Below are 25974 nucleotides of genomic sequence, written 5' to 3'. Positions count from 1 at the left end.
AACAGGCAACAAGGGGATCAAGGGCACCTCTTCGCCCCCGAATCCCGTGCGCCCGGGAGTATGCTGGCCCTGTATGAAGACGACCCCGCTCTACCAGGCCCACCTGCGCCACGGGGGGCGCATGGTGGCGTTCGCGGGCTACGCCCTGCCCCTCCAGTACACCTCCATCGTGGAGGAGCACCTGGCCGTGCGGAGGAAGGCCGGCCTCTTTGACGTGAGCCACATGGGGGAGTTCCTGATCCGGGGCGAGGAGGCCCTGCCCTTTCTGCAGTGGGCCACGGTCAACGACGTGGGCAAGCTCAAGGTGGGCCGGGCCCAGTACTCCATGCTCCCCAGCGAAAGGGGCGGCGTGGTGGACGACATCTACCTCTACCGCCTGGGCGAGGCGGTTTACCTGATGGTGGTCAACGCCGCCAACATCGCCAAGGACCTGGACCACCTGAAGGCCCTGGCCCGGGGTTTCCGGGTGGAGGTGGAAGACGTTTCCGAGGCCACCGCCCTTCTGGCCCTCCAGGGGCCCGAGGCGGCGGCGATCCTCCAGAGCCTCACCGGGGCGGACCTCTCCGCCCGCAGGAAGAACGACGTCTTTGAGGCCCAGGTGGCGGGGCGCCCCGCCCGCCTCGCCCGCACTGGCTACACCGGCGAGGACGGCTTTGAGCTCTTCCTGGCCCCCGAGGACGCCGAGGCGGTCTTTGAGGCCCTTCTGGCGGCGGGGGCGAGGCCCTGTGGCCTTGGGGCCCGGGACACCCTGAGGCTCGAGGCGGGCTTTCCCCTCTACGGCCACGAGCTCACCGAGGCCACCAACCCCCTCTGCACCCCCTGGGCCTGGGTGGTGAAGAGGGAAAAGGACTTTTTAGGCAAGGAGGCCATGCTCGCCTCGCCTTGCCGGGAAAAGCTTGTGGGCCTGGTCCTGGAGACGGGGATTCCCCGGGAGGGCTACGCCGTCCTTTCCGAAAAGGGCCCCGTGGGCCGGGTGACCAGCGGGGGCTACTCCCCGCTTCTGGAGAAGGGGATCGCCCTGGCCTACGTGGAAAAGGAGGCCGAGGGCCCCTTCTTTGTGGAGGTCAGGGGGCGGGCCGTCCCCGCCTCCATTAGCCCGCTGCCCTTTGTGCCGCTAAAATAGCGGGGGTTAGGAGGCGCTATGGACATACCCAAGGACCGCTTTTACACCAAGACCCATGAGTGGGCCCTGCCCGAGGGGGACACGGTGCTGGTGGGCATCACCGACTACGCCCAGGACGCCTTGGGGGACGTGGTCTACGTGGAGCTTCCCCAGGTGGGGCGGGTGGTGGAGGCCGGGGAGGCCGTGGCCGTGGTGGAGAGCGTGAAGACCGCTTCCGACATCTACGCCCCCGTGGCGGGGGAGGTGGTGGAGGTGAACCAGGCCCTGGAGAAGACCCCGGAGCTCATCAACCAGGACCCCTATGGGGAGGGCTGGATCTTCCGCCTGAGGCCCCGGGACATGGCCGACCTGGACGGCCTTCTGGACGCCGAGGGCTACCAGGCGACGCTGGAAAACGCCTAGGAGGCGCCGTGGGTTTGGCGGGCCTTCCCCGCGCCCGCGCCTTAGGGCGGGAAGGCCCCTCTGTGGCCCCGGGTCCAATGGCCCGGGGGTTTTGTTGAGAGGATGGCGTTATGGATTACACGCCCCACACGGAAGAGGAGATCCAGGCCATGCTGGAGAAGGTGGGGGTGGAGACCCTGGAGGACCTCTACGCCCACCTGCCCGAGGAGATCCTAAACCCCCCCATCCACCTCCCCGACCCCATGCCGGAGTGGGCGGTTTTGGAGGAGCTTTCCCGCCTGGCCGGGGAAAACCTTCCCGCCAGAAAGGCCTTTTTGGGGGGCGGGGCCCGCTTCCACCACGTTCCCCCCGTGGTCCAGGCCCTGGGGAGCCGGGGCGAGTTCCTGACCGCCTACACCCCCTACCAGCCCGAGGTGAGCCAGGGGGTCCTGCAGGCCACCTTTGAGTACCAGACCATGATGGCCGAGCTCACGGGCCTGGAGGTCTCCAACGCCTCCATGTACGACGGCTCCACCGCCTTGGCGGAAGGGGTGCTCCTGGCCCTTCGGGAGACGGGGAGGATGGGGGTTCTGGTCTCCCAGGGGGTTCATCCCGAGTACCGGGAGGTCCTCAAGACCTACCTGGAGGCGGTGGGGGCCAGCCTGGGCACCATCCCGCTGGAAGGGGGAAGGACGCCCCTGGTGGAGGTGCCCGAGGAGGTGGGGGCGGTGGTGGCCCAGAACCCCAACTTCCTGGGGGCCCTCGAGGACCTCGCCCCCCTGGCCGAGGCCGCCCACCGGGCCGGGGCCCTCTTCGTGGCCGTAGTGGACCCCCTCTCCCTGGCCCTGCTCAAGCCCCCCGGGGCCTACGGGGCCGACATCGCCGTGGGGGACGGCCAGGTTCTGGGCCTGCCCCTGGGCTTTGGCGGGCCCCACTTCGGCTTTCTGGTCACCAAGAAGGCCTTCGTCCGCCAGCTTCCCGGGCGGCTGGTCTCGGAGACCGTGGACGTGGAGGGGAAGCGGGGCTTTATCCTCACCCTTCAGGCCCGGGAGCAGTACATCCGGCGGGCCAAGGCCAAGAGCAACATCACCACCAACGCCCAGCTCACCGCCCTCATGGGGGCCATGTACCTGGCGGCCTTGGGGCCCGAGGGCCTGAAGGAGGTGGCCCTGAAGGGGGTCTACATGGCCCACCGCCTCCAGGAGCTCCTCCTCACCCTCCCCGGGGTGGAGGCCTTCACCCCCAAGCCCTTCTTCCAGGAGTTCGCCCTGAGGCTTCCCAAAGACCCCTTGGAGGTGCGGAGGGCCCTCGCCAAGCGGGGCTTCCACGGGGCCACGCCCGTGCCCCGGGAGTACGGGGAAAACCTGGCCCTCTTCGCCGCCACCGAGCTCCACGAAGAGGAGGACCTCCTGGCCTTCCGGGAGGCCCTGAAGGAGGCGCTATGGACTACCCGCTGATCTACGAGCGTAGCCGGAAAGGCCGGCGCGGCCTCAGGCTGGTGAAGGCCGTGCCCAAGGCGGAAGACCTCATCCCCAAAGGCTTTTTGCGGGAGGCCCCTCCCCGCCTCCCCGAGGTGGACGAGCTCACCCTGGTGCGCCACTACACCGGGCTTTCCCGCCGCCAGGTGGGGGTGGACACCACCTTCTACCCCTTGGGAAGCTGCACCATGAAGTACAACCCCAAGCTCCACGAGGAGGCGGCCCGCCTCTTCGCCCACCTCCACCCCTACCAGGACCCGGCCACGGTCCAGGGGGCTTTGAGGCTCATGTGGGAGCTGGGGGAGTACCTGAAGGCCCTCACCGGCATGGAGGCCATCACCCTGGAGCCCGCCGCCGGGGCCCACGGGGAGCTCACGGGGATCCTCATCATCCGGGCCTACCACGAGGACCGGGGGGAGGGGAGGACGAGGCGGGTGGTCTTGGTGCCCGACTCGGCCCACGGCTCCAACCCCGCCACCGCCAGCATGGCCGGCTACCAGGTGAAGGAGGTCCCCTCGGGGCCCGACGGGGAGGTGGACCTCGAGGCCCTGAAGCGGGAGCTCTCCCCCCACGTGGCCGCCATCATGCTGACCAACCCCAACACCCTGGGCCTCTTTGAGAGGCGGATCCTGGAGATCTCCCGCCTGGCCAAGGAGGCGGGGGTCCAGCTCTACTACGACGGGGCCAACCTGAACGCCATCATGGGCTGGGCCAGGCCCGGGGACATGGGCTTTGACGTGGTCCACCTGAACCTGCACAAGACCTTCACCGTGCCCCACGGGGGCGGGGGGCCGGGTTCGGGCCCCGTGGGGGTCAAAGCCCACCTGGCCCCCTACCTGCCCGTGCCCACGGTGGAGCGGGGGGCGGAGGGCTTCTACCTCTCCTTTGACCGCCCAAAGAGCATCGGGCGGGTCAGGAGCTTCCACGGGAACTTCCTGGCCCTGGTGCGGGCCTGGGCCTACATCCGCACCCTGGGGCTTCCTGGCCTCAAGAGGGCCGCCGCCCTTTCCGTGCTCAACGCCCGCTACCTGAAGGAGCTTTTGAAGGAGCGGGGCTACCGGGTGCCCTACGACGGCCCCACCATGCACGAGTTCGTGGCCCAGCCCCCCCAGGGCTTCCGGGCCCTGGACATCGCCAAGGGGCTTTTGGAGCTAGGCTTCCACCCGCCCACGGTCTACTTCCCCCTGATCGTCAAGGAGGCCCTCATGGTGGAGCCCACGGAGACCGAGAGCAAGGAGACCCTCGAGGCCTTCGCCGAGGCCATGGGCGAGCTTCTGGCCAAGCCCAAGGAGTGGCTGGAAAACGCCCCCTACACCACCCCAGTTCGCCGCCTGGACGAGCTCAGGGCCAACAAGACCCCGAAGCTCACCTACTTTGACGAGGCCTAAAGCCCGAAGTACCGCCTGGCCTCGGCCACGTCCTGGGCGATCTGGGCCTTCAGGCCCTCCAGGGAGGGGAAGCGCCTTTCTTCCCGTAGCCTCTTCAGGAAGCGCACCCGCACCTCCTCCCCGTAGAGCTCCCCCAGAAAGCCCAGGAGGTGGACCTCAAGCCGCCTTTCCTCGCCGCCCAAGGTGGGCCGAAAGCCCACGTTGGCCACGCCCTTGTACCGCCCGAAGGCCCCTTCTGCCTCCACCGCATAGACTCCAGGGGGGAGGACCTTCAGGGGGTGAACGGCCAGGTTGGCGGTGGGAAAGCCCAGCTTCCGCCCCATCCGGTCCCCCTCCACCACCACCCCGTAGGCGCTGTAGGGCCTTCCCAAAAGGTGCCGGGCCTCCTCCACCTGGCCCGCCTTGAGGAGGTCCCGGATGCGGCTGCTTTTCACCGGCTCCCCCCCGAGCTCCAAGAGGGGGATGAGGCGCACCGGGGCCACCTTCTTTAGGCCTTCCGGCGTCCCGGCCCGCCCCTGGCCGAAGCGGAAGTCCTCGCCCACGTAGATGGCCTCGGCCTCCAGGGCCCTAAGGTCCTCCAGAAAGGCCTCGGCGCTCCTTTGGGCGAAGGTCTCGTTGAAGGGGACCGCCAGGATCAGCTCCACCCCCAAAGACCTCAGGGCCTCCACCTTCTCCTCCAGGTCCATCAAAAACCCCTCCCCCCGGGTGAAGACCTTGGTGGGGGGGTCAAAGGTGTAGACGAGAAGGGGCAGGCGGCGGGCCTTGGCCTCGGAGAGGGCCTGGCGCAGGAGGTGCTGGTGGCCCAAGTGCACCCCGTCAAAGGAGCCCACGGCCACCACCTTGGGCCCCTTGGGGACGTCAGCGACCTCGGAGAAAAGCATGGTAGTAGAGGCCCCCCACGACCCCCGTGGCCGAGAACCCCAGCTCGCCCCGCCGGTGCCGGAAAAGGGCCTCCTCGGGGGGCATCCAGACCACTTCTATGGCCTCGTCCTCGTCGGGGGTGGCTTGGGATTCTTCCAGGTTTTCCGCCAGGAAGACGTGGGTCTTCTCGTCGGTGAAGCCGGGGGAGACGTAGTAGCTGAAGAGGTAGGTGAGGTCTCCCTTTAGCCCCGTTTCCTCGGCCAGCTCCCTTCGGGCGGCCTCGAGGGGGTCCTCGCCCGGCTCTATGAGCCCGGCGGGAATCTCCAAGGGGGCGAGGCCGACGGCGGGGCGCATCTGGCGCACGAAGAGCATCTTGCCCTCCTTGAGGGCGATGACGGCCACGGCGGGCTTGTGCTCCACGATCTCGTAGCGGCCCTCGAGGGCCAGGTTCAGGATGCGGCCCCGGTAGAGGTAGGTGCGCTCCACAAGCCCATGTTACGGGAAAGGCGGGGCTGGTTACCCCGCCTTGGCTCTTGCCACGGCGGGGTGCTTAAGACAAAGAGGTGGAAGAAGCCGTGGGATGTCCCGGTACACTGGGTCCATGTGGCTCACGGACGGCAGGAGGAGCCTCCTGGTGGAGGGGGAGCGCCTGGCCCGGGTGGAGGAGGGAGGGCGGGGGCGGCGCTTTGAGGCCATCACCCCGGGCCTGCAGGACGCCCACGCCCACCCCCTCTACTGGGGCATGGCCCTTCGGGGCCTGGACCTCTCGGGCCTGAAGGACCCGGAGGAGGTGGCCCTGAAGGCGGCGGAAAGGGCCAAGGCCCTGCCCCGGGGGGCTTGGCTCGAGGGCCAGGGCTTCCTCTTCCCCAAGCCCCCGCCCCCAGGCCTCCTGGACCGGGCGGCCCCGGAAAACCCCGTCTTCTTCCGCAGCCGGGACTACCATTCCGCCTGGATCAACCGCCTGGCGGCGGAAAGGGCGGGGCTTACCGCAGAAACCGCGCCCCCGGAGGGCGGGGCCTTCCTCCGGGGTGAGGATGGCGTTCCCTACGTCCTCCTGGAAAGGGCGCAAGAACTGGTTGTCCCTCACCTTCCCCCACCCTCCCCCGAGGACCTGGAGCGGGGCCTTAGGGACTTCGCCAGGCGGGGGTACACCGCGGTCCACGCCATGGGCTACGAGCCTCCTGAGGCCCTGGACTGGGCTTTGGGGCTGGAGCTTCCGGTGAGGCTCTGGTGGGCCCTTCCCCGGGGCACCTGGCGGGGGCGGACCCCGGGCTGGCAGGGGGACCTCCACCTGGCCGGGGTCAAGTTCTTCGCCGACGGGGCTTTGGGAAGCCGCACCGCCTGGATGCACACGCCCTACCCGGACGGCTCCACCGGCATGCCCCTGGACTCCCTGGAGGCCATCCTGGAAGAAGGGGAGGCCGCCCTTAGAGCGGGGTTCACCCTGGCCGTCCACGCCATCGGCACCCGGGCGGTGGAGGGGGTCCTGGAGGTCTTCCACCGCCTGGCCCCTCTGGCCCGGGAAAAGGGCCTCCGCCTGCGAATGGAGCACGTCCAGCACGTGCGGGACGAGGCCCTTCCCCTGTTTTCCGGCCTGCCCCTGGCCCTTTCCCTCCAGCCCCTTCACCTTTTGGAGGACCAGCACCTGGTGCGGACCTTTGGCCTTCCCGCCCGGGAGGCCTTCCGCTTCCGGAGCCTCTTGGCCACGGGCCTGCCCCTGGCTTTGGGTTCCGACGCCCCCGTGGCCCCGCCCCAGTACGCCCTCAACCAGGAGGCGGCCACCCGCCACCCCCTCACCCCGGAGGAGAGCCTTTCCCCGGAGGAGGTCCTCCTGGGCCACACCCTGGGGGCGGCGCAGGCGGCGGGCTGGGCGGACTACGGAAGGCTCCAGGCGGGGATGCGGGCGGACCTCACCCTGTGGGAGGGGGGTAGGCCCGTGGGCCGGGTCTACCGGGGGAATCTGGAGCTCTTTTAGGGGGGTATACTGCCCTTGTGTACGGGGTCCTGGTCTGGCCGCCCGAGGACCTCCGGGCTTTTATGGAGGGCCTGCAGGCGGCTCGTGGGGTGCGGGGCTTTGGCCCGCCTCACATGAACCTGCGCCAGCCCTTTGACTGGCCTTATGAAGAGGAGGCCTTGAAGCTGGCCCTCCTGGGCCTCCTCCGGGGCCAGGCTCCTTTCCGGGTGCGCCTTGGGAGGTGGGGGTACTTCCCCCAGGGGGTGGTTTACCTGAGGGCCTACGGAGGGAGGCCCTTCCAGGGGCTTTACCAGGCCCTCGAGGCCCTGGCCCCGCCCCTTAAGGAGATTGAGGGCCCCAGCTACATCCCCCACCTCACCCTGGCCCTGGGGCTTTCCGAGGAGGCGGCGAGGGACCTGGCCCAAAGCCTCCCCCCGCCCCCGCGCCGGTCTTTTCTGGTGAAGGAGGTGGCCCTGGTCAGGAGCCAGGACGAAGGGGGGTTCCTGGAGGTGGCCCGCTTTCCCCTCGGCTAAGTGCCCCGCCGTGGCAAGAGCCACGGCGGGGGCCCCAAAAGGACGTACCGGAGCCTTAGGGAAGGCTTTCCGTGTTGAAAAAGCGATGGGTGGCCACTTAGTCCAAGAAGTCCCGGAGCTTGCGGGTGCGGGACTCGTGGTACTTGAGCTTCCTTAAGGCCTTGTTCTCAATCTGGCGGATGCGCTCCCGGGTCACGCCAAAGTAGGCCCCCACCTCCTCGAGGGTGTGCTCCCGGCCGTCAATGAGCCCTTTCCGGAGCTTCAGCACCATGGCTTCCCGCTCGGAGAGCTTGGAAAGGGCCTTCTCCAGCTCCTCGGAGAGGAGGCTCTGGGCCGCCGCCTCCACGGGGGAGGGCAGGTTCTCGTCGGGGATGAAGTCGCCGTAGAAGCTGTCCTTCTCGTCGCCGATGGGGGTTTCCAGGGAGACGGGCTCCTGGGCGATCTTTAGGGTCTCCTCCACCCGCTTGGCGTCCCAGCCGGGGCCCATGGCCTCGGCGATCTCCTCGTAGGAGGGCTCCCGGCCCAGCTCCTGCTGGAGCTGTCTGGCGGTGCGGGAGAGCTTGTTGATGGTCTCCACCATGTGGACCGGGATGCGGATGGTGCGGGCCTGGTCGGCGATGGCCCGGTTGATGGCCTGGCGGATCCACCAGGTGGCGTAGGTGGAGAACTTGAAGCGGCGCTTGTACTCAAACTTCTCCACCGCCCGGATGAGGCCCTGGTTGCCCTCCTGGATGAGGTCCAGGAAGCTCAGGCCCCGACCGGTGTACTTCTTGGCGATGGAGACCACGAGCCTGAGGTTGGCCTCAATGAGGTGCTGCCTGGCCGCCTCCCCCTCCCGGGCGATGTGCAGGTAGCGCTTGAGCTCCTTGGGGAGGCTTTTCAGCTTCCCGTCCACCTCCTCAACCGTCTTGGGGTCCGGCTTCTCCTTGAGGCCGGGGATCTTTTGGATCCGGGCCGTGCCCAGGATCTTGGCCCGCACCACCTCGCGGATGAGTTCCTGGTCTAGGCCCGTGGCCTCGGAGAGCTTCTTGATGGCCTCCATGCCCTCCTCCACCTTCCTGGCCAGGTCAATCTCCTCTTCCAGGGTGAGGAGGGGCACCTGGCCGATCTCGTGGAGGTACTGGCGCACGGGGTCGGAGGTGGAGACCTTGGGGAGGGAAAGCTCCTCCTCTTCCTCCTCCAAAAGCCCCTCCTCGGGCAGGAGATCGGCCTCCAGGGGGCCCTCGAGGTCCAAAGGATCGGCCAGGTCCTCCAGCTCGGGCTCCGAGGCCAGGAGCTCGGGGTCGGGCTCGGGGAGGTCCTGGAGGTCCTCGGCCGCCTCCAGCTCGGGGAGGGGCTCGGGCTCCTTGACGGGTTCCTTCACCTCCACCTCCTGGGCCTTGGCCGCCTTCTTCTTGCTCTTGGACTTTTTCAACGTCCTCCCTCCTTCTTGGCGAAAAGCACCTTGTACTCCCTCACCAAGAGGGTCTTGAAGTTGCCGAAGCGCGCCTCCAGCAGGCTCTCGTACTTGAGAAAGGGGTTAGCCACCAGGAAAAACCCACCGCCCGGCTTCAGCCGAGCCGCCGCCGTTTCCACGAAGGCCTGGGCCACATCTAAGATGACCGCGCCCCCCACGTGAAAGGGGGGGTTCGTAACTATGATGTCAAATCGCTCCTCCGGCGTCAAGGCCTCGTCCACGTCCGAGTGAAGGGCCCGGGCCTCGAGGCCGTTCTCCTCCAGGCTCCGCCTCAAGGAGAGCACCGAGACCAGGTCGTCCTCCACCGCCGTCACCTCGGCCCCCAGGCGGGCCAGGGGCAGGGTGAGGGCCCCGTACCCGGCCCCCAGGTCCAGGACCCGCCTGCCCTTTAGGGAGGGGACCGCCGTAACCAGGGCCTCCAGAAGGAGGAGGGAGGCCTTGTCCACCCGCCCGGCGGAGAAGACCCCGGGGAGGTGGTAAAAGGTGTAGGCCTGGCCCAGGATCCGGGCCTGGAAGCTCTGCCACAGGGGGGGAGGGGGGGGAGGGGCCTTCTCCTTCTCCAGGAGGGCCACCCGGTAGGCGCCTTCCCGGGCCACCACCTCCCCGTAGCCCAGGAGGGCCTTGGCCTCCCTGAAGTAGCGCTCAAAGCCCTTGTTCTTGTCCCCCGCCAGATAGACCCGGCCCAAAGGCCTCAGGGCCCGGGCGGCGGCCAGGAGGCTTAGGGCCACGTACTGGGAGCCCCGGCCCGCCGGCAGGGCCAGGACCACCAGGTCATAGGCCCCTTCCTCCGCCTCCCAGGGGGGGGCCAGGCGGGCGCGCAACCCGCTTCGCTCCAAGCAGCGGAAGGCGGCCCGGGAGGTCTCCAGGCGCTCCACCTCCATCAGGCCTTCCAGGGGCAGGCTTCCCCAGCCCACCCCCGGGTTCAGGTCTAAAGCCCTCCCGCCGTAGGGGGCCACGTGCCTTTGCAATAGCTCGTAGACCGGGTCCCGGTAGCCCCGGGCCCCGGGCTTCACGTAGAGCACCCCCCCGGGGTAGGGCAGGGGGGTGAGGCGGTGGTACTCGGCTAGGCTAAGGCCCACGCCTTCCCAGAATACGCCCCTTGGCGAGGAAGGGCAAATGGGCTAAGATGCCTCTTCAAACCGCCCGGGGGGCGGGAAGGAGGGAACGTGGCCCTGGTGGTTCAAAAGTACGGCGGCACCTCCGTGGGTGACCTGGAGCGCATCCACAAGGTGGCCCAGCGCATCGCCCACTACCGGGAAAAGGGGCACAGGCTGGCGGTGGTGGTCTCGGCCATGGGGCACACCACCGACGAGCTGATCGCTTTGGCCAAGCGGGTGAACCCGAGACCGCCTTTTCGGGAGTTGGACCTCCTCACCACCACGGGGGAGCAGGTCTCCGTGGCCCTTCTTTCCATGCAGCTATGGGCCATGGGCATTCCCGCCAAAGGGTTTGTCCAGCACCAGATCGGCATCAAGACCGACGGGCGCTACGGGGACGCCAGGATTTTAGAGGTGGACCCGAGCCGGATCGTGAAGGCCCTGGACGAGGGGTACGTGGCGGTCATCGCTGGCTTCATGGGCACCACGGAGGAGGGGGAGATCACCACCTTGGGCCGGGGCGGGTCCGACACCACCGCGGTGGCCATCGCCGCCGCCTTGGGGGCCAAGGAGTGCGAGATCTACACGGACACGGAGGGGGTCTACACCACCGACCCCCACCTGATCCCCGAGGCTAGGAAGCTAGAGGTCATCGGCTACGACCAGATGCTGGAGATGGCGGCTTTGGGGGCCAGGGTTCTCCACCCCAGGGCGGTCTACTACGCCAAGCGCTACGGGGTGGTCCTGCACGTGCGCAGTAGCTTCTCCTACAACCCCGGTACCCTGGTGAAGGAGGTAAGTATGGAGATGGGCAAGACGGTGACGGGGGCGGCTTTGGACCTGGACCACGCCCAGATCGGCCTCATCGGCATACCCGACCAGCCCGGTATCGCCGCCAAGGTCTTCCAGGCCCTGGCCGACAGGGGCATCGCCGTGGACATGATCATCCAGGGGGTGCCCGGCCACGACCCTTCCCGGCAGCAGATGGCCTTCACGGTCAAGAAGGACTTCGCCCAGGAGGCCCTCGAGGCCCTGGAGCCCGTTTTGGCGGAGATCGGGGGGGAGGCCCTCCTCAGGCCGGACATCGCCAAGGTGTCCATCGTGGGCGTGGGCCTGGCCTCGGCCCCGGAGATCCCCGCCAAGATGTTCCAGGCGGTGGCCTCCACCGGGGCCAACATTGAGATGATCGCCACCAGCGAGGTGCGCATCTCCGTCATCATCCCGGCCCAGTACGCCGAGGCCGCCCTGAGGGCCGTGCACCAGGCCTTTGAGCTGGACAAGGCCTGATAGAGCGCCTTCACCTTTCCTGGGAGGGCCTTCTCGCTTTGGCCCGCCGCCTGGCGGAGGCCCTTCGGGAGGAGGAGTTTGACCTCATTCTGGGTATCGCCCGGGGCGGCCTCATCCCCACGGCCCTCCTGGCCCTCTCGGTCCGGGACATCCTGACGGCGGCGGTCATGTTCTACGAGGGCGAGGAAACCCTGCCCGAGCCGGTCTTTTTGCCGTTCCCCCGGACCCCCTCCTCTTCGGCAAGCGGGTTTTGGTGGTGGACGACGTCTGGGACTCGGGGCGCACCGCCTGGGCGGTGGAGGTGTGGGGAAAAGCCTAAAGGCCAGGGCTAAGGGTCCAGAGCCCGACCTTGGACCCTAACCTTGGACCCTAATAGTCCCGGTACGCCCTTTTGGGAGCCCCCATGCTGGCTTGGGCCAGCATGGGGTGGTATCAGATCAGCCCCAGGGCCTTCACCTGGGCCATCTCGTCCAGAAGCTCCTGGGCGGTGATCTCCATGCGCTTTCGGGCGAACTCGTTGATCTCTAGGCCCTCCACGATCCGGTAGACCCCGTCCTTGGCGGTCACGGGGAAGGAGTAGACGATCTCCTCGGGGATGCCGTACTCCCCCTGGGAGGGGACGGCCATGGAGACAAAGTCCCCCTCGGGGGTGCCCAGGGCCCAGTCGCGGATGTGCTCAATGGCGGCGTTGGCGGCGCTGGCGGCGGAGGAGGCCCCCCGGGCCTGGATGATGGCCGCCCCCCTCTGGGCCACGGTGGGGATGAAGACCTCCTCGTACCACTTCATGTCCACCAGCTCCAGAGCGGGCCGCCCGTCCACCTCGGCGTGGAAGAGGTCGGGGAACATGGTGGAGGAGTGGTTGCCCCAGACGGTGATCCGGCGGATCCGGTCCACGCTCACCCCGGTCTTCTTGCTGAGCTGGGCCTTGGCCCGATTGTGGTCCAGGCGGGTCATGGCGGTGAAGTTCCTGGGGTTGAGGCCGGGGGCGTTCTTGTAGGCGATGAGGGCGTTGGTGTTGGCGGGGTTGCCCACCACCAGCACCTTCACGTCCTTCTTGGCCACCTCCGCCAGGGCCCGGCCCTGCTCGGCGAAGATCCTGCCGTTCAGCTCCAGGAGGTCCCGCCTCTCCATGCCCGCCTTCCTGGGGGCCGCCCCCACCAGGAGGGCGTAGTCGGCGTCCTTGAAGGCCACCTTGGGGTCGTCGCTGGCCTCGAGGCCGGCCAGGAGGGGAAAGGCGCAGTCCTCCAGCTCCATGACCACGCCCTCCAGGGCTCTCATGGCCTGGGGGATTTCCAGAAGCTGCAGGATGATGGGCTGGTCCTTGCCCAGCATCTCTCCCGCGGCGATGCGGAAGAGGAGGCTGTAGCCGATCTGGCCTGCGGCGCCGGTTACCGCCACGCGAACGGGGCTTTTCATGCTAACCTCCTTCGGGCCTTCGCCCAAGGGGATTCTACCCCTAAAGGCCCCGGTAGATGCGCCTTTCCGCCTCTATGGCCTGGTCTAGCTCCTGGATCTCCCTTAGGAGTTCCTGGCTGGGGTTTTGCAGGAAGATCTCCTTCAGCTTGGCTCGGCGTTCCAGGTAGTAGGCCTCCCTCAGGCGGGCTAAGGCCTTGTCCATGACCTCGGGGAGGCGGGAGGGGTCCACCTCGGGGGCCAGCATGAGGCGCTCCAGGAGGATGCCCCCCGCCTCCTTGCGGCTCAGGACGCTCCGCAGGTAGTCCTTGCGGGGCTCCTTGCGAGCCAGCTCCAAAAACTCCGCCAGAAGGGAGCCCTCGGGGGGCCAGACGTGGTCGGCGGCGTAGAGGACCCAGTTTAAGAAGCTCTCCTCGGGCAGGGAGAGGAGGAGGGCCATCACGTCCAGCTCCAGGAGGAGGGTACGGTTTCTGGGCTCGGCCTTGGGGGGCGGGGGGGGCGGGAGGGGCCTGCCCCGCTTGCGGGCCTGCAGGTAGTCGGCGAGCTCCTTGGGGGAGAGGCCCAGGCGCTCCACCACCAGGGCCTTCAGGCGCTCGGCCACGGGGTCAAAGGGCTCGGGGGAGAGCATCCTGGGGGTGAGGGCCTCGAGGACCTTCCGCTTGTGCTCGGGCCGGGAGAGGTCCAGGCCCTTGGCGGCCTCCTGGAAGCGGAACTCCACCTCGGGAAGGGCCTCCTCCAGGGCTTTCCCGAAGAGGGCCCGGCCCTCGGGGTGAAGGAGGAGCTCTCCCGGGTCCTTGACGGGGAGGCGGACGGCGTAGAAGAGGAACTTCCGCGCCATCTCCAGGTCCAGGCTCTGCAGGGTGGCCTTCTGCCCGGCCTCGTCGGCGTCAAAGGCCAGGTAGACCTCCCGCACCTCCTGGGTCTTCAGAAGCCTCGCCTGCTCCTCGGAGAGGCCCGAGCCCAAAACGGCCACGGTCTCGGAAAAGCCCAGCTGGTGGAGGGCGATGGCGTCAAAAAGCCCCTCCACCACGATGGCCCGCCCCTCCCGGAGCCTGGCCTTGGCCTCGGGAAAGGCGAAGAGGACCTCCCGCTTGCGGAAGAGGGGGGTCTCCGGGGAGTTCAGGTACTTGGGGGCCTCGTCCCCCAGGGCCCTGCCGGTGAAGGCCACGATGCGGCCCAGGTGGTCCTTGATGGGGAAGGTGATGCGGTTTCGGAAGCGGTCGTAGTACCGCCCCTCCTTCTCCGCCAGAACCCCCGCCTTTAGGCCCTCCTCGGGGCTCACCCCGTGGCGAGAGAGGTAGGTGAGGAGGCCGTCCCCTTTGGGCGGCGCGTAGCCCAGGCCGAAGCGCCCTACGCTTTCCCCGGAAAGGCCCCGGCCCTCCAGGTAGGCCATGGCCTCGGGGTGGGCCCTTAGGCCCTCCTGGAAGTAGGCCTGGGCCAGCTTCAAGACCTCGTAGAGCTCCTTGCGCCGCTCCCCGCCCAAGCGCCTGGGGAGCTCCACCCCGGCCTCCTCCGCCAGGCGCTCCAGGGCGGTCTGGAAGTCCAGGCCCTCTATCCGCTCCACGAAGGCGATGAGGTCCCCCCCGGCCTTGCAGCCGAAGCAGTGGAAGAGGCCCTTCTCCTCGTCCACGTAGAAGGAGGGGGTCTTCTCCTGGTGAAAGGGGCAGAGGCCCTTCCACCGCCCCCGGCCCGCCGGCTTCAGGGCCACGTAGCGGGAGACCACCTCCTTGAGGGAGAGGCGGCGCTTGATGGCCTCTACCACCTGGACCAAATCCATGTTATCCCCCGGCTACGCCACAGCTGGCGAACCCACCGCCCCAGCATACCGTACCCCTGGAGGCCCTCGGGCTCCTCCCCCAGAAGGGCCGCCTTCCAGGCCCGGGTCAGGGGCAAAGAGGGGGTGAATCCCAGGAGGTGCTCCACCTTTTCCCCGGCCTCGAGGAGGAGCTGGGCCCTCAGGAGCCTGGCCACCTCCAGGTGCACGGCGAAGCCGGTGCGGTGGGTCTGGTAGAGGAGGTGCTGGGAGAGGACCTGGGCCTTTTTGGGGGCCCGGGGCCAGAGGTAAAGGGCCAGGGAGGTGAGGGTCAGGTGGTGGACGTAGGGGTTGGCAAGCCGCCGGGCCTCCTTCAGGGCTTCCTTGAGGAGGCTCATGGGGTTTTCGCCCCGAAGCCAGCGGTGGTGGGCCATGGCCAGGAGGGCCAGGCCCCGGCCGTCCTTGTGCTTGAGGGCCTCCTGGAAGAGGTCTTCGCGGAAGCGGCCCCTCACCGCCCAGGCGGTGAGCAAAGCCGCCGCCAGCCAGGGGTGGGGGGCCTTCCGGTAGGCGGCCTCGCCCTCGGCCAGGGCCTCCTGGAGGCGGCCCGTCTCCAGAAGAAGCCGGATTCGCGTGGCCTGGTGGCGGACCTGGGCCTCCAGGTCCCCCGGTTCGGCTTCCAGGAGGAGGGCCTCGGCCTCGGCGTGGCGGCCCAGGTCCATGAGGAGGCCCGCCTCCAGGCTTCGGCGGTGGAGGAGGAGGCTTTTGGGGGCCTGGGGAGGGAAGGGGGTGAGGACCTCGAGGGCCTTCAAGGGCTGGAAGCGCCGCCACAGGGCCCCGGCCGCCTGGAGCCTGGCCTTGGCCTCCTCCAGGGGGTAGGGCCTGAGCCCGGGGAGAAGGGGGAGGAGGTCCAGGGGGTCTTTGGCCTCCCGGAAGGCCGTGAGGACCGGGTCTTCGCGCCTGGGGCCCGCCTCGGCCTCGAGGGCCAGCCCCAGGGAGGCCAGGGCGTCCTGAAGCTCGGGCTTCAGGGCTTCCTCCAGGGCGGGGTCGGCCCTAAGGGCCTCCTGGTAGAGGGGGATGGCCTCCTCCGGATGGCCTTCCCGCCAGGCCTTCTGCGCCAGGAGGCGGAGGGTGAGGGCCGCCTGCCGCCCCTCGCCCGCCCGGTGGAGGTGCCGGGCCATGGGGAGGAGCTGGCCCCGCTTTTGGTAGAGCCTGGCCGCCTCCAGGTGCCAGGCCCGCTGGGTTTCGGCGGGCACGAGGCGGAGAGCGGCCTCGCCCACCTCCTCGAGGGGCCGGTTCCCCTCAAGGAGCCCTTCCCGAAAGAGCCTCTCCCGGGAAAAGGCTCCCACCAGGCCCGTTAGCGCCTCCTCGGGAACCTCCCCCAGAACCCCCCAGGCCAAAAGGGCCTGGCGCTCCCGGGAGGGGAGGGCGTCCAGGGCCGGCTGGAGGGCGAGGAGGAGGGGGACCTCGCCCCTTTTGAGGCCCAGGTGGGGGGAGAAGAGGGGCCTGCGGCTTTCCAAAAGGAGGAGGAGGTTGGGGAAGGGGTGGAGGAGGAGGCGCTCCAAGGTGAGGTCCGGGGCGTGGAGGTCCTTGAGGACCAGAAGGAGGGGCGCTTTCAGGGAGAGGAGGACCCGCCGCCAGGCCTCGAGGATGGCCCCCTCCAGGGCCTCCCGGCTCCAGCTGGGGCGGGGAAGGAGGCCCAGGCTGTAGCGCCAGGCGGTTTCCAGCTTAGGGGGTAGCCCCGCCTGGGCCAGGAGGACCTCCGGGCTTCCAAAGGCCTTCTCCACGGCCTCAAGAAGGGTAACCCGCAGGGGGGTTTCGGGGCCCATTCGCTCCAGGACCACGGCGGGGAAGGGGGGGTCCTCCAGGAACCTGTCCAGGAGGAGGCTTTTCCCACTCCCTGGAGGGCCCACCAGGTTGAGCCGGGCCGGAGGAGCCCGGAAGGTGTGGCGGAGGCGGGCGAGGAGGGCTTCACCCTCGGGGTCCAGCTCCAGGCGGACCTCCAGCAGCCGGTAGGCCTCCACCGGGCCCAGGCCCCGGGCCTCGAGGGGGCCCACGGCCTCCCCCCGGGCCCCCCGGGCCAGCTCCAGGGTGAGGCGGTCGGTGAGGACCTCCCCCGGCCTTCCCAGCTTGGAGAGCCGCTCGGCCAGGACCACGGGGGGGCCCAGGGCGGTGGGGTCCCCCGCCTGGCCGTCCCCCAGGGGGGTCCAGAGCACCTCCCCGCTGGCCACCCCCACCCGGGCGGGAAGGGGGGAGGCCCGGACCATGCCCAAGGCGGCTTCCAGGGCCCGCCAGGGCTCCCGGCCCCGGGCCCTGGGGGCCCCGAAGAGGACCAGAACCCCGTCGCCCAAAAACCGGTGGACGAAGCCCCCGTGCTCCCTAGCGATGCGGGCGGCCTCCTCCAGGACCCCCTGGAGGGCCTGGTAGGCGGCCTCGAGGCCCTCCCGGAAGCGCTGGCTGGAGCCCACCAGGTCAAAGAAGACCACGCTGACAAAGCGCCTCTCTGCGGACAGAAGCACCCCCAGGGCCCGGCCGCAGGCCATGCAGAACCGGGCCTCAGGGGGGTTTTTCTGGCCGCAGGCGCAGCGCATCTCACTCCCGGAAGAGCATCAGGGGGGGCCAGAGGTGGACCTGGGCCCGGCTGGGCAGGGGGGTTTCGCTGTAAAGGAGGAGGGGGATGGGCTCCTCCAGGAGGTAAAACCCCTCTCCCAGAGGCCTCGCCTTCCCCCCGATCCGGTAGGCGGGGCCCATGAGCTCCAAGAAGGCCTCACCCTCCCAAGGCTTCACCTCCCGGGCCACCCCGTGGAGGAGGGCCCGGACCCGGCCCGTGGGGGCCGGGGGAGCGCCCCGGTCAAAGGCGTAGAGGATGAACCCGCCCACGCCCACCTCCAGAAGGGGGCTTCCCCAGGGCTCGGGGAAGAGGTGGACTTCCACGGCGTGGGCCTGGAAGCGGGCGAAGAAGGTTTCCGGGCTTTCTTCCAAGGCGGTCCCCTCCTGGCTCATAGGAGGAGTTTAATGCACCACCCTGGGGGGGAGGGAGAGGACCAGGTTGGCGCAAAGCAGGAGGGCCGCCTTCTTGTCCAGGTACTGGTTGCCGTTGCCGCACTTGGGGGAGAGGATGCACCGGGGGCACCCTTCCTCGCAGGGGCAGGCCTTCAAAAGCTCCAAAGTGGCCCGAAGCCACTCGGGAAAGCGGCGGGCCGCCGCCCGGGCGCAGCCCACGCCCCCGGGGTAGCCGTCGTAGATGAAGACCGTGGGCCCCCCGCCCGAGGGGAGGGGACGGGGGTAAAAGGGGTAGGAAAGCCCCCCGATGTCCTGGCGCTCCGCCAGGACGAAAAGGGGCAGAAGGCCGATCATGGCGTGCTCCAGGGCGTGGATCCCCCCGGGGATCTGGTGGGGGGGGACCACCTCGGGGGGGTGGAACCAGAGGGCCTCGGTGGGGAAGGCGATCTCGGGCATGAGGAGGGGGACCTCCTCCAGGACGCTTCCCGTGAAGAAGCGCTTCTTCACATAGCCCACCACCCTTTCCCTGAGGACCACCCGGCCCACGTAGACCCCGTGGCCCACGGGCTCCCCCGAAAGGACCTCCAGGTCGCTCTCCGCCCTGGGCTCGGTGTAGTAGTCCTCGAGGGCCGGAAGAAGCCAGACCTCCCGCCTCTTTAGGTCCACGTTCCGCACCAAATAGCTTTCCCCCTGGTGCAGGTAGATGGCCCCCGGGTGGGCCTCCCAGTAGGCCTGGCGCTCGTCCAGATAGCCCAGGACCTCCCCCTCGGGACCCCTCAGGGTGAAGGTGGTCCCAAGCCCCCTCAGGGTGATCTCCCGGTGGGGGCGGCGCTTTTGGGTGTAGAGGCGGCCCTCCTTCTCCTTGAGCTCCGTAAGGGCCTCCTGGCAGAGAACCTCCTCCCGCCTAAGGGGCATCTCGTAGGCGGCGGCGTGGAGGTGGAGGGGGCAGAGGACGGGGTTCTTGGGGTCGGCGATGGCCTCCTCCGGAGGGGACTTGAGGAGGAGCTCGGGGCGGTGGAGGAAGTACTCGTCCAGGGGGTCCTCCCGGGGGATGAAGACCACCAGCGCCCGCCTCTCCCCCCGGCCCGCCCGTCCCGCCCGCTGCCAGAAGGCGGCCACGGAGCCCGGGTAGCCCACCAGGGCCACGGCGTCCAGCTCCCCGATGTCCACCCCCAGCTCCAGGGCGCTGGTGGAGACCAGGACCCGCACCTCCCCCCGCTTCAGGGCCTCCTCCAGCCGCCTCCGCTCCTTGGCCGTGTAGCCCGCCCGGTAGGGGCGCACCCCGGGGTGGGCGGCGTAGCGGGCGATGAGCTCGGCGCTTTTGCGGCTGTTGGCGAAGACCAGGCCCTTAAGCCCCTCGTCGGCCAGGGCCCGGGCCAGGTAGGCGGCTTCCAGGAGGGGGCTTCGCCGCCTTTCCCCCTTTGGGTCCAAAGGCTTAGGCAGAAGGACCAGAAGCTCCCTTTCCGAGCGGGCCACCTCTTCTTTTAGCTCCACGAAGGGAAGGCCGGTGAGGGCCTCGGCGTGCTCCTTGGGGTTCTTGATGGTGGCGCTGGCGGCGATGACCTGGGGGTTTGCCCCGTAGTGGCGGGCCAGGCGCAGGAGGCGGAAGAGGACCAGGGCCACGTGGGTGCCGAAGACTCCCCGGTAGGCGTGGAGCTCGTCCAGGACCAGGTAGCGGAGCCGGGAGAGGAAGGAGGCCCACTCCCCGTGCCGGGGGAGGAGGCCAAAGTGGAGCATGTCGGGGTTGGAGAGGAGGACGAGGCCCTCCTCCCGGGCCTTCCGCCTTAAGGGGCTTGGGGTGTCCCCGTCGTAGGGGAAGACCCCGGGGATTTCCAGGGCCTTGGCCATGGCCTTGAGGCGCCTCAGCTGGTCGTGGGCCAGGGCCTTGGTGGGGAAGAGGAGGAGGCTGGTTTCCCCTTCCAAAGCCGCCTTCAGCACGGGAGCCTGGAAGACCAGGCTCTTGCCGGCGGCGGTGGAGTAGGCCATAACCAGGTTCTTCCCCTCTTCCAAAACCTCCAGGGCCCGCTTCTGGTGGGCGAAGGGGACGAGGCCCAGGGCTTCCAGAACCCCGGCGAAGCTTCCCCGGTAGGGGGCGGGCTTTGGGGGCGCTTTGGGGATGGTCCTGGCGAAGACCAGGCGGCCCCGAAACTCCTCCAAAGACTCCAGCCACTCCCGGTAGCTGGAAAACCCCTTCAGGGCCTCGGGCAACATCTAAAGCATCCCCGCCAAAAACCCCTCTTCGCGGATGGTGCGGATCAGGTCCATGACCGTGAGGCTCTGGGGGTCGTAGGTGACCTGGAGCTGGGCGGGGCCCGTGGCCTGGGCCTCCTCCACCCCTTCTAGAGCCCTCAGGGCCTTCAGGATGCGGTCCATCCCCTCCGGGGTGGGCTCCCCGCGGATGCCGATGAGGACGCGGTTCATGCCCCTATTCTAAGACCCCCCGCCTCTCGCCCCTGGCCCCCCGGCTTCCCAGGACCCTTACGCAAAGGACCAGAGGCCCCACGGCGAAGCCCTCTTCCAGAAGGGCCCGTTCCAGGGCCTTCCGGCTTGGGTCCAGGTGGAGGGCCACCTCGTAGACCCCGGCATCGTAGGCGCTCTTGACCACCGCCCTCAGGAGGCCCTGTAAGACCTCCTCGCCCTCCCCCTCTATACGGGTGATGAGGACCGTGGTGGCCTCCCCCTGCCAGACCGCCTGGGCCAGGGCGAAGCCCAGGGGCCTTTCCCCCTCCTCCGCCAGGAAGGAGTGGCCGGTGCGGGCGAAAAAGCGGAGGGCCCCAAGGCTTAGGGGCCTTTCCCCCGCCACCTGGTTGAGGCGGTCCAGGTCTTCCTCGGTGAAGGGGCGAAAGCGCATGGGCCCATTATCGCCTGAAGAGGAGGGCCTCGAGGAGGAGCACCAGGGCGGCCAGGAGGGCCAGGTACCGGCCCGCGCCTCCTTGGCCTTTGGGGAGGAAGCTCTTTTCGGGCGTGGGGAGGAGGGTCTCTTCCGGGGCCAGGAGGCCCACCTTCACCTCCCGGTAGGGCCTGAGGAAGTTGTAGACCAGGAGGGGGAAGAAGGGCCGGTCCTGCAGGGCGGAAAGGGACGGCAGGTAAAGGCCCCCTTCGGTGAAGTAGAGGAGGCCCACCCCCTCTTCCCCCTCGGCCAAGGCGCGCCAGGGGCCTTGGGGCCTTGGGGGCGGGGGGAGGCGCTCCCCCAGGAGGGCCACGCCCTCCAGAAGGGGGTGGGGGGCGGTGAGGAGGACGGGGGTGGGGCTTCCCCCGGAAGGGGCCAGGTAGAGGCTGGGCCTGGCGGGGGGGCCTTCCGGGACCCCGATGCGCACCTGGACCTCCTCCCCAGGGGCGGCGCCCAGCAGGCGGAAAAGCCGCTCCAGGGCGGGAAGCATCGGGTAGTCCACCCCCAGGCGCCTCAGGGCCAGGCCGGCCTCGTCGTCCAGGGGGAGGGCGTCTTGGCCCAAAAGGCGGGCGGTGAAGGGGGTGGGGAGGCCCGGGAGGGGGGCGAACCCCCTGGGGGGGACCTGGACCTCCCAAACCTTCCCCCCCGCCTCCACACGGGCCAGGAAGGCGCGGTTTGCGCTATTCCCCAGGGCCAGAAACCCCGGGGCCACGGCCACGAGGCCCAGATTCTCCCTGGGGCTTCCCACCCCCAGGTAGCCCTCGGCCCCGGGCGGGGGCGGGCCGTCGGTGGCCACCACCACCGGGGCCTTGAGGCGCCTCCTCCCCAGGGCCATGGCCCCTTCCAGGTCCGCCCCTTTGTCCCCCGCCTCCAGGGCGAGAAGCCTTGGCCGGAGGGCCACCCCGGGGGCGGGGCCAAAGGCCTCCGGGCGCTCCCCGGCCCGCACCAAGACCGCCTCCGGGGCCCTTTCCAGAAGGGGCAGGAGCCTCTCCTTGGCCAGGTCCAGCCGGGTCTTCCCGCCTTCGTCGGCGGCCATGCTGGCGGAGGCGTCCACCACCAGGACCAAAGGAGGGGGGGCCAGGGGGGGGTCCTCGAGGGCCAGCACCATGAGGGCGGCCGAGAGGAGCAGGAGGAAAAGCCTCAGGTCCAGCCGGGGCCTAAAGCGCCGGGCCCTTCCCTTCCGCCAAAGCCACACCCCCGCCCAGGGCCTGGCCCTGGGGGCCCGCCTCCGGTAGAGGAGGTAGGTGAGGAGGAGGACGGGGAGGAGGAGCCAGAGCACCTTCCCTTGAGCCTAGCCGCCCTTGGGGGGTTTTGCTAGAGTGCGGGGAGGATGTGGGTCCTGGGCGTAGACACCTCCTGCGACGACACCGGGGTAGGCCTGGTGCAAGACGGCCAGGTGGTGGTGAACCTGGTCCAGAGCCAGACCCTCCACGAGGCCTATGGCGGCGTGGTGCCGGAGCTGGCGAGCCGGGAGCACCTCAAGGTCCTCCCCCGCCTCACCCAGGAGGCCCTGAGGCGGGCGGGGATCGGCCCCAAGGACCTGGACCTGATCGCCGCCACCCGCGGGCCCGGCCTGATCGGGGCCCTCCTGGTGGGCTACACCTTCGCCAAGGGCCTGGCCTGGGCCCTCACGCGCCCCTTCTACGCCATCCACCACCTGGAGGGCCACATCGCCGCCGCCTGGCCCGAGGGCCTCAAGCCCCCCTTCCTGGCCCTGGTGGCCTCGGGGGGGCACACCCACCTCTACGAGGTCCTGGACCTGGGGCGCTACCGCCTCCTCGGGGCCACCCGGGACGACGCCGCCGGGGAGGCCTTTGACAAGGTGGCGCGGCTTCTTGGCCTCGGCTTTCCCGGGGGGCCGGAGATTGAGCGCCTGGCCAAGGAGGCGGAGGAGCCTGTTTCCTTTCCCCTCCCCCTCAAGGACCAGGAGGGGTACGAGTTCAGCTTCTCCGGCCTCAAGACCAAGGCCCTGCAGCTCTTGGAAAAGGGCCTTCCCAAGCCGGGGCTCGCCCGGGGCTTCCAGGAGGCGGCCATCGGGCACCTGGCCCAGGTGGTCCTGAGGGCGGCCCGGGACACGGGGCACCGGGTCCTCCTGGTGGCCGGAGGGGTGGCGGCCAACCAGGTCCTCCAGGCCCGCTTCAAGGAGGCGGGGTTGGAGGTCCACTTCCCCCCCAAGGGGCTTTCCCAGGACAACGGGGCCATGATCGCCCTGGCCGCCTGGCGGCGCTTCCAGGCGGGCCTCCCCCCAAGCCCCCTCTCCTTGGGGGCCACCGCCTACTGGCCCCTCGAGGCCCCCTGAAGGGTTTCTCATCCAAGCGGGGTACAATCGGGCTTAGGATGCTGGCCCTCATACGGAAGCTTTTTGACAACAACGAGCGGGAGATCGCCCGCTACTACAAGCAGGTCGTGGAGCTCACCAACCGCCTCGAGGCCGAGGTGGAGAAGATCGCCGACCTGGCCGCCGCCTACCGGGAGCTTAAGGAGAAGCACCAGCAGGGCGCCAGCCTGGACGAGCTTCTGCCCATGGCCTTCGCCCTCACCCGGGAGTCCGCCAAGCGCTACCTGGGCATGCGCCACTTTGACGTGCAGCTCATCGGCGGGGCGGTCCTCCACGAGGGCAAGATCGCCGAGATGAAGACCGGGGAGGGGAAGACCCTGGTGGCTACCCTAGCCGTGGCCCTCAACGCCCTCACCGGCAAGGGCGTCCACGTGGTCACGGTCAACGACTACCTGGCTCGGCGGGACGCCGAGTGGATGGGGCCCGTTTACCGGGGCCTGGGCCTTTCCGTGGGGGTCATCCAGCATAGCTCCACCCCCGAGGAGCGCCGCAAGGCCTACCTCTGCGACGTCACCTACGTCACCAACTCCGAGCTGGGCTTTGACTACCTGCGGGACAACATGGCCATCAGCCCGGACCAGCTGGTCCTGCGCCACGACACCCCTCTCCACTACGCCATCATTGACGAGGTAGACTCCATCCTCATTGACGAGGCCCGCACGCCTCTCATCATCAGCGGCCCCGCCGAAAAGGCCACCGACATGTACTACAAGATGGCGGAGATCGCCAAGAAGCTGGAAAGGGGCCTGCCGCCGGAGCCCGGGGTGCGCAAGGAGCCCACGGGGGACTACACCGTTGAGGAGAAGAACCGCTCCGTCCACCTGACCCTGCAGGGCATCGCCAAGGCGGAGAAGCTCCTTGGGGTGGAGGGGCTTTTCAGCCCGGAGAACATGGAGCTGGCCCACATGCTGATCCAGGCCATCCGGGCCAAGGAGCTCTACCACCGGGACCGGGACTACATCGTCCAGGACGGCCAGGTCATCATCGTGGACGAGTTCACCGGCCGCCTCATGCCGGGGAGGCGCTATGGGGAGGGCCTCCACCAGGCCATTGAGGCCAAGGAGGGGGTCAAGATTGAGCGGGAGAACCAGACCCTGGCCACCATCACCTACCAGAACTTCTTCCGCCTCTACGAGAAGCGGGCCGGGATGACGGGCACCGCCAAGACCGAGGAGAAGGAGTTCCAGGAGATCTACGGCATGGACGTGGTGGTGGTGCCCACCAACCGCCCCATGATCCGCCAGGACTTCCCCGACGTGGTTTACCGCACGGAGAAGGGGAAGTTCTATGCCGTGGTGGAGGAGATCGCCGAGAAGTACGAGCGGGGCCAGCCCGTGCTGGTGGGCACCATCAGCATTGAGAAGTCGGAGAGGCTCTCCCAGATGCTCAGGGAGCCCCGCCTCTACTTCCCCCGGCTGGAGATGCGGGTGGAGCTCCTAAAAAAGGCCAGCGCCAAGCAGCAGGGGGAGGCCTGGGACCGCCTGAGGAAGCTCTTGGAGAGGCCCACGGCCCTCAAGGACGAGGACCTGGCCCCCTTTGAGGAGCTCATCCCCAGGAAGGGGAACCTGCGCACGGCCTGGGAGGGCCTGAAGCGGGCGGTGCACACCCTGGCCATCCTGCGCCAGGGCATCCCCCACCAGGTGCTAAACGCCAAGCACCACGCCAAGGAGGCGGAGATCGTGGCCCAGGCGGGCCGCTCCAAGACCGTCACCATCGCCACCAACATGGCGGGGCGGGGCACGGACATCAAGCTGGGGGGGAACCCCGAATACCTGGCCGCCTCCCTCCTGGAGAAGGAGGGGTTTGACCGCTACGAGTGGAAGGTGGAGCTCTTCATCAAGAAGATGGTGGCGGGGCATGAGGAGGAGGCCCGGGCCCTAGCCCAGGAGCTTGGGGTGCGGGAAGAGCTTATAGAGAGGATCCGCCAGATCCGGGAGGAGTGCAAGGCTGACGAGGAGCGGGTGCGGAGCCTGGGAGGGCTTTTCATCCTGGGCACCGAGCGGCACGAGTCCCGGCGCATTGACAACCAGCTAAGGGGCCGGGCCGGGCGCCAGGGGGACCCGGGGGGAAGCCGCTTTTACGTCTCCTTTGACGACGACCTCATGCGCCTCTTCGCCTCGGACCGGGTCATCGCCATGTTGGACCGCATGGGCTTTGACGACTCCGAGCCCATTGAGCACCCCATGGTGAGCCGCTCCATAGAGCGGGCCCAGAAGCGGGTGGAGGACCGCAACTTCGCCATCCGCAAGCAGCTTTTGCAGTTTGACGACGTGATGGCCCGCCAGCGGGAGGTCATCTACGCCCAGCGCCGCCTAATCCTCCTGGGTAAGGACGAGGAGGTGAAGGAGGCCGCGTTGGGGATGGTGGAGGAGACGGTGGCCTCCGTGGCGGAGAACTTCTTAAACCCCCAGGTCCACCCCGAGGACTGGGACCTCGAGGGCCTGAAGACCGCCCTTCTGGACGTGGTGCCCCAGCTTGCGGACTTCCCCTTTGAGGAGCTTAGGGGGCTGAAGCCGGACGAGGGGGTGGAGCGCCTGGTGGAGGCGGCCCTCAAGGCCTACGAGGCCCGGGAGGCGGAGCTCTCCCCTCCGCTGATGCGGGCCGTGGAGCGCTTCGTGATCCTCAACGTGGTGGACTCGGCCTGGAAGGAGCACCTCCACAACCTGGACGTGCTGCGGCAGGGCATCTTCCTCAGGGGCTACGGCCAGAAGGACCCCTTCCAGGAGTACAAGATTGAGGCCACCCGCCTCTTCAACGAGATGGTGAGCTTCATCAAAACCGAGGTGGCCAAGTTCCTCTTCCGCCTCAAGGTGGAGGCCGAGCCCGTGCGGCCCGCGCGAGAGGCCCCTTACGTGCCCGTGCCGGAGCCCAGGCCTCAGGCGGAAGGGTTCACCGAGCGGAAGCGGCCCACCACGCCTCCGCCCCAGCCGGGCCTTTCCCGGGCGGAGCGCCGCCGGCTTATGCGGGAGGAGAAGAAGCGCAAGAAGGGGTAGCCCCCCAGGGTCCCCATCCTGGCGCAAGC

At 68.9% G+C, this 25974-nt stretch carries 22 protein-coding genes; 10 read left to right on the top strand and 12 right to left on the bottom strand.

The genetic code is table 11. The annotated features are described in order from the left end of the window. The first annotated feature begins 73 nt into the window (after nucleotides 1–73). From gcvT to gcvPB, 4 genes are all read left to right on the top strand, one after another. Nucleotides 74–1123, top strand: coding sequence for a glycine cleavage system aminomethyltransferase GcvT (gcvT, locus tag BVI061214_RS11825; RefSeq protein WP_053768529.1), 1050 nt, complete (start codon nucleotides 74–76; stop codon nucleotides 1121–1123). An 18-nt stretch (nucleotides 1124–1141) separates the two neighbouring features. Next, on the top strand, nucleotides 1142–1525 hold the full coding sequence (gcvH, locus tag BVI061214_RS11820) for a glycine cleavage system protein GcvH (protein WP_003045028.1): 384 nt from the start codon (nucleotides 1142–1144) through the stop codon (nucleotides 1523–1525). 110 nt (nucleotides 1526–1635) lie between these two features. After that, nucleotides 1636–2961, top strand: coding sequence for an aminomethyl-transferring glycine dehydrogenase subunit GcvPA (gcvPA, locus tag BVI061214_RS11815; protein ID WP_053768528.1), 1326 nt, complete (start codon nucleotides 1636–1638; stop codon nucleotides 2959–2961). After that, nucleotides 2946–4370: an aminomethyl-transferring glycine dehydrogenase subunit GcvPB gene (gene gcvPB, locus BVI061214_RS11810; protein WP_053768527.1), complete on the top strand. Its 1425-nt coding sequence runs from the start codon at nucleotides 2946–2948 to the stop codon at nucleotides 4368–4370. Before gcvPA ends, gcvPB begins: the two co-directional genes overlap by 16 nt. On the opposite strand, the gene ribF is transcribed toward gcvPB, so the two are convergent. Next, complete coding sequence (gene ribF, locus BVI061214_RS11805; protein ID WP_053768526.1) at nucleotides 4367–5251, bottom strand: riboflavin biosynthesis protein RibF; 885 nt, start codon at nucleotides 5249–5251, stop codon at nucleotides 4367–4369. The two genes, gcvPB and ribF, sit on opposite strands and share 4 nt — an antisense overlap. Further along, nucleotides 5229–5717 carry an NUDIX hydrolase gene (locus BVI061214_RS11800; RefSeq protein WP_053768525.1) on the bottom strand — a complete coding sequence of 163 codons (489 nt, stop codon included), beginning with the start codon at nucleotides 5715–5717 and terminating at the stop codon, nucleotides 5229–5231. The genes ribF and BVI061214_RS11800 overlap by 23 nt, the downstream gene beginning before the upstream one ends. A gap of 115 nt (nucleotides 5718–5832) precedes the next feature. Between BVI061214_RS11800 and BVI061214_RS11795 the strand changes: the two genes are divergently transcribed. Further along, the gene (locus BVI061214_RS11795) at nucleotides 5833–7206 is read left to right on the top strand and encodes an amidohydrolase (RefSeq protein ID WP_053768524.1); all 1374 of its coding nucleotides are present in this window, start codon (nucleotides 5833–5835) and stop codon (nucleotides 7204–7206) included. Nucleotides 7207–7223: 17 nt separating this feature from the next. Further along, nucleotides 7224–7718, top strand: a complete 495-nt coding sequence (locus BVI061214_RS11790) for a 2'-5' RNA ligase family protein (RefSeq protein WP_053768523.1) — start codon at nucleotides 7224–7226, stop codon at nucleotides 7716–7718. Between the two features lie 97 nt (nucleotides 7719–7815). Here BVI061214_RS11790 and rpoD read toward each other — a convergent pair whose 3' ends face one another. Together rpoD and BVI061214_RS11780 are read right to left on the bottom strand one after the other, a co-directional pair. Beyond that, a complete protein-coding gene (gene rpoD, locus BVI061214_RS11785) occupies nucleotides 7816–9132 on the bottom strand; it encodes an RNA polymerase sigma factor RpoD (protein WP_053768522.1) in 1317 nt (438 codons plus the stop codon). Continuing rightward, nucleotides 9129–10253 (bottom strand): class I SAM-dependent methyltransferase, encoded by a 1125-nt coding sequence (locus BVI061214_RS11780; RefSeq protein ID WP_053768521.1) that lies wholly within the window; start codon nucleotides 10251–10253, stop codon nucleotides 9129–9131. The genes rpoD and BVI061214_RS11780 overlap by 4 nt, the downstream gene beginning before the upstream one ends. Nucleotides 10254–10340: 87 nt before the next feature. Here BVI061214_RS11780 and BVI061214_RS11775 point away from each other — a divergent pair, with 87 nt between their 5' ends. Further along, on the top strand, nucleotides 10341–11558 hold the full coding sequence (locus tag BVI061214_RS11775; RefSeq protein WP_053768520.1) for an aspartate kinase: 1218 nt from the start codon (nucleotides 10341–10343) through the stop codon (nucleotides 11556–11558). A gap of 38 nt (nucleotides 11559–11596) precedes the next feature. After that, nucleotides 11597–11890, top strand: a complete 294-nt coding sequence (locus tag BVI061214_RS11770; RefSeq protein ID WP_428843229.1) for a hypothetical protein — start codon at nucleotides 11597–11599, stop codon at nucleotides 11888–11890. A gap of 100 nt (nucleotides 11891–11990) precedes the next feature. Here the strand turns inward: BVI061214_RS11770 and BVI061214_RS11765 are convergent, their stop codons facing one another. The 8 genes from BVI061214_RS11765 to BVI061214_RS11730 are packed head-to-tail and all read right to left on the bottom strand — an operon-like array spanning nucleotide 11991 to nucleotide 21893. Further along, entirely contained in the window at nucleotides 11991–12974 is a 984-nt protein-coding gene (locus BVI061214_RS11765) for a malate dehydrogenase (protein ID WP_053768519.1), read from the bottom strand. A 40-nt stretch (nucleotides 12975–13014) separates the two neighbouring features. After that, complete coding sequence (gene dnaG, locus BVI061214_RS11760) at nucleotides 13015–14748, bottom strand: DNA primase (RefSeq protein ID WP_053768518.1); 1734 nt, start codon at nucleotides 14746–14748, stop codon at nucleotides 13015–13017. Then, nucleotides 14727–17312, bottom strand: a complete 2586-nt coding sequence (locus tag BVI061214_RS11755; RefSeq protein WP_053768517.1) for a zinc-ribbon domain-containing protein — start codon at nucleotides 17310–17312, stop codon at nucleotides 14727–14729. The genes dnaG and BVI061214_RS11755 overlap by 22 nt, the downstream gene beginning before the upstream one ends. A gap of 1 nt (nucleotide 17313) precedes the next feature. Next, complete coding sequence (locus BVI061214_RS11750) at nucleotides 17314–17724, bottom strand: hypothetical protein (protein WP_003044988.1); 411 nt, start codon at nucleotides 17722–17724, stop codon at nucleotides 17314–17316. A gap of 9 nt (nucleotides 17725–17733) precedes the next feature. Beyond that, a complete protein-coding gene (locus tag BVI061214_RS11745; RefSeq protein ID WP_053768516.1) occupies nucleotides 17734–19935 on the bottom strand; it encodes a DEAD/DEAH box helicase in 2202 nt (733 codons plus the stop codon). After that, on the bottom strand, nucleotides 19936–20145 hold the full coding sequence (locus tag BVI061214_RS11740) for a heavy-metal-associated domain-containing protein (RefSeq protein WP_003044982.1): 210 nt from the start codon (nucleotides 20143–20145) through the stop codon (nucleotides 19936–19938). Between the two features lie 4 nt (nucleotides 20146–20149). Continuing rightward, the gene (locus tag BVI061214_RS11735; protein WP_003044980.1) at nucleotides 20150–20575 is read right to left on the bottom strand and encodes a DUF1999 family protein; all 426 of its coding nucleotides are present in this window, start codon (nucleotides 20573–20575) and stop codon (nucleotides 20150–20152) included. A 7-nt stretch (nucleotides 20576–20582) separates the two neighbouring features. Further along, entirely contained in the window at nucleotides 20583–21893 is a 1311-nt protein-coding gene (locus BVI061214_RS11730; RefSeq protein ID WP_053768515.1) for a vWA domain-containing protein, read from the bottom strand. A gap of 51 nt (nucleotides 21894–21944) precedes the next feature. Between BVI061214_RS11730 and tsaD the strand changes: the two genes are divergently transcribed. Together tsaD and secA are read left to right on the top strand one after the other, a co-directional pair. Further along, nucleotides 21945–22913, top strand: coding sequence for a tRNA (adenosine(37)-N6)-threonylcarbamoyltransferase complex transferase subunit TsaD (tsaD, locus tag BVI061214_RS11725; RefSeq protein ID WP_053768514.1), 969 nt, complete (start codon nucleotides 21945–21947; stop codon nucleotides 22911–22913). A 38-nt stretch (nucleotides 22914–22951) separates the two neighbouring features. Beyond that, the gene (gene secA / locus BVI061214_RS11720) at nucleotides 22952–25945 is read left to right on the top strand and encodes a preprotein translocase subunit SecA (RefSeq protein WP_053768513.1); all 2994 of its coding nucleotides are present in this window, start codon (nucleotides 22952–22954) and stop codon (nucleotides 25943–25945) included. Nucleotides 25946–25974 lie beyond the last annotated feature (29 nt).

Source organism: Thermus aquaticus, assembly GCF_001280255.1.
Classification (GTDB): Bacteria; Deinococcota; Deinococci; order Deinococcales; family Thermaceae; genus Thermus; species Thermus aquaticus.
The sequence above is the reverse complement of the archived record's forward strand: the minus strand, read 5'-3'. Positions and strand labels throughout refer to the sequence as shown.

What these genes read in the sequence shown, in the direction of transcription:
- BVI061214_RS11755 (WP_053768517.1), bottom strand. Translation starts at nt 17,312, where the DNA reads ATGCGCTGCGCCTGCGGCCAGAAAAACCCCCCTGAGGCCCGGTTCTGC.
- gcvPA (WP_053768528.1), top strand. Translation starts at nt 1,636, where the DNA reads ATGGATTACACGCCCCACACGGAAGAGGAGATCCAGGCCATGCTGGAG.
- BVI061214_RS11735 (WP_003044980.1), bottom strand. Translation starts at nt 20,575, where the DNA reads ATGCGCTTTCGCCCCTTCACCGAGGAAGACCTGGACCGCCTCAACCAG.
- BVI061214_RS11745 (WP_053768516.1), bottom strand. Translation starts at nt 19,935, where the DNA reads ATGTTGCCCGAGGCCCTGAAGGGGTTTTCCAGCTACCGGGAGTGGCTG.
- gcvT (WP_053768529.1), top strand. Translation starts at nt 74, where the DNA reads ATGAAGACGACCCCGCTCTACCAGGCCCACCTGCGCCACGGGGGGCGC.
- BVI061214_RS11795 (WP_053768524.1), top strand. Translation starts at nt 5,833, where the DNA reads ATGTGGCTCACGGACGGCAGGAGGAGCCTCCTGGTGGAGGGGGAGCGC.
- gcvH (WP_003045028.1), top strand. Translation starts at nt 1,142, where the DNA reads ATGGACATACCCAAGGACCGCTTTTACACCAAGACCCATGAGTGGGCC.
- gcvPB (WP_053768527.1), top strand. Translation starts at nt 2,946, where the DNA reads ATGGACTACCCGCTGATCTACGAGCGTAGCCGGAAAGGCCGGCGCGGC.
- dnaG (WP_053768518.1), bottom strand. Translation starts at nt 14,748, where the DNA reads ATGGATTTGGTCCAGGTGGTAGAGGCCATCAAGCGCCGCCTCTCCCTC.
- secA (WP_053768513.1), top strand. Translation starts at nt 22,952, where the DNA reads ATGCTGGCCCTCATACGGAAGCTTTTTGACAACAACGAGCGGGAGATC.
- BVI061214_RS11750 (WP_003044988.1), bottom strand. Translation starts at nt 17,724, where the DNA reads ATGAGCCAGGAGGGGACCGCCTTGGAAGAAAGCCCGGAAACCTTCTTC.
- ribF (WP_053768526.1), bottom strand. Translation starts at nt 5,251, where the DNA reads ATGCTTTTCTCCGAGGTCGCTGACGTCCCCAAGGGGCCCAAGGTGGTG.
- BVI061214_RS11740 (WP_003044982.1), bottom strand. Translation starts at nt 20,145, where the DNA reads ATGAACCGCGTCCTCATCGGCATCCGCGGGGAGCCCACCCCGGAGGGG.
- tsaD (WP_053768514.1), top strand. Translation starts at nt 21,945, where the DNA reads ATGTGGGTCCTGGGCGTAGACACCTCCTGCGACGACACCGGGGTAGGC.
- BVI061214_RS11765 (WP_053768519.1), bottom strand. Translation starts at nt 12,974, where the DNA reads ATGAAAAGCCCCGTTCGCGTGGCGGTAACCGGCGCCGCAGGCCAGATC.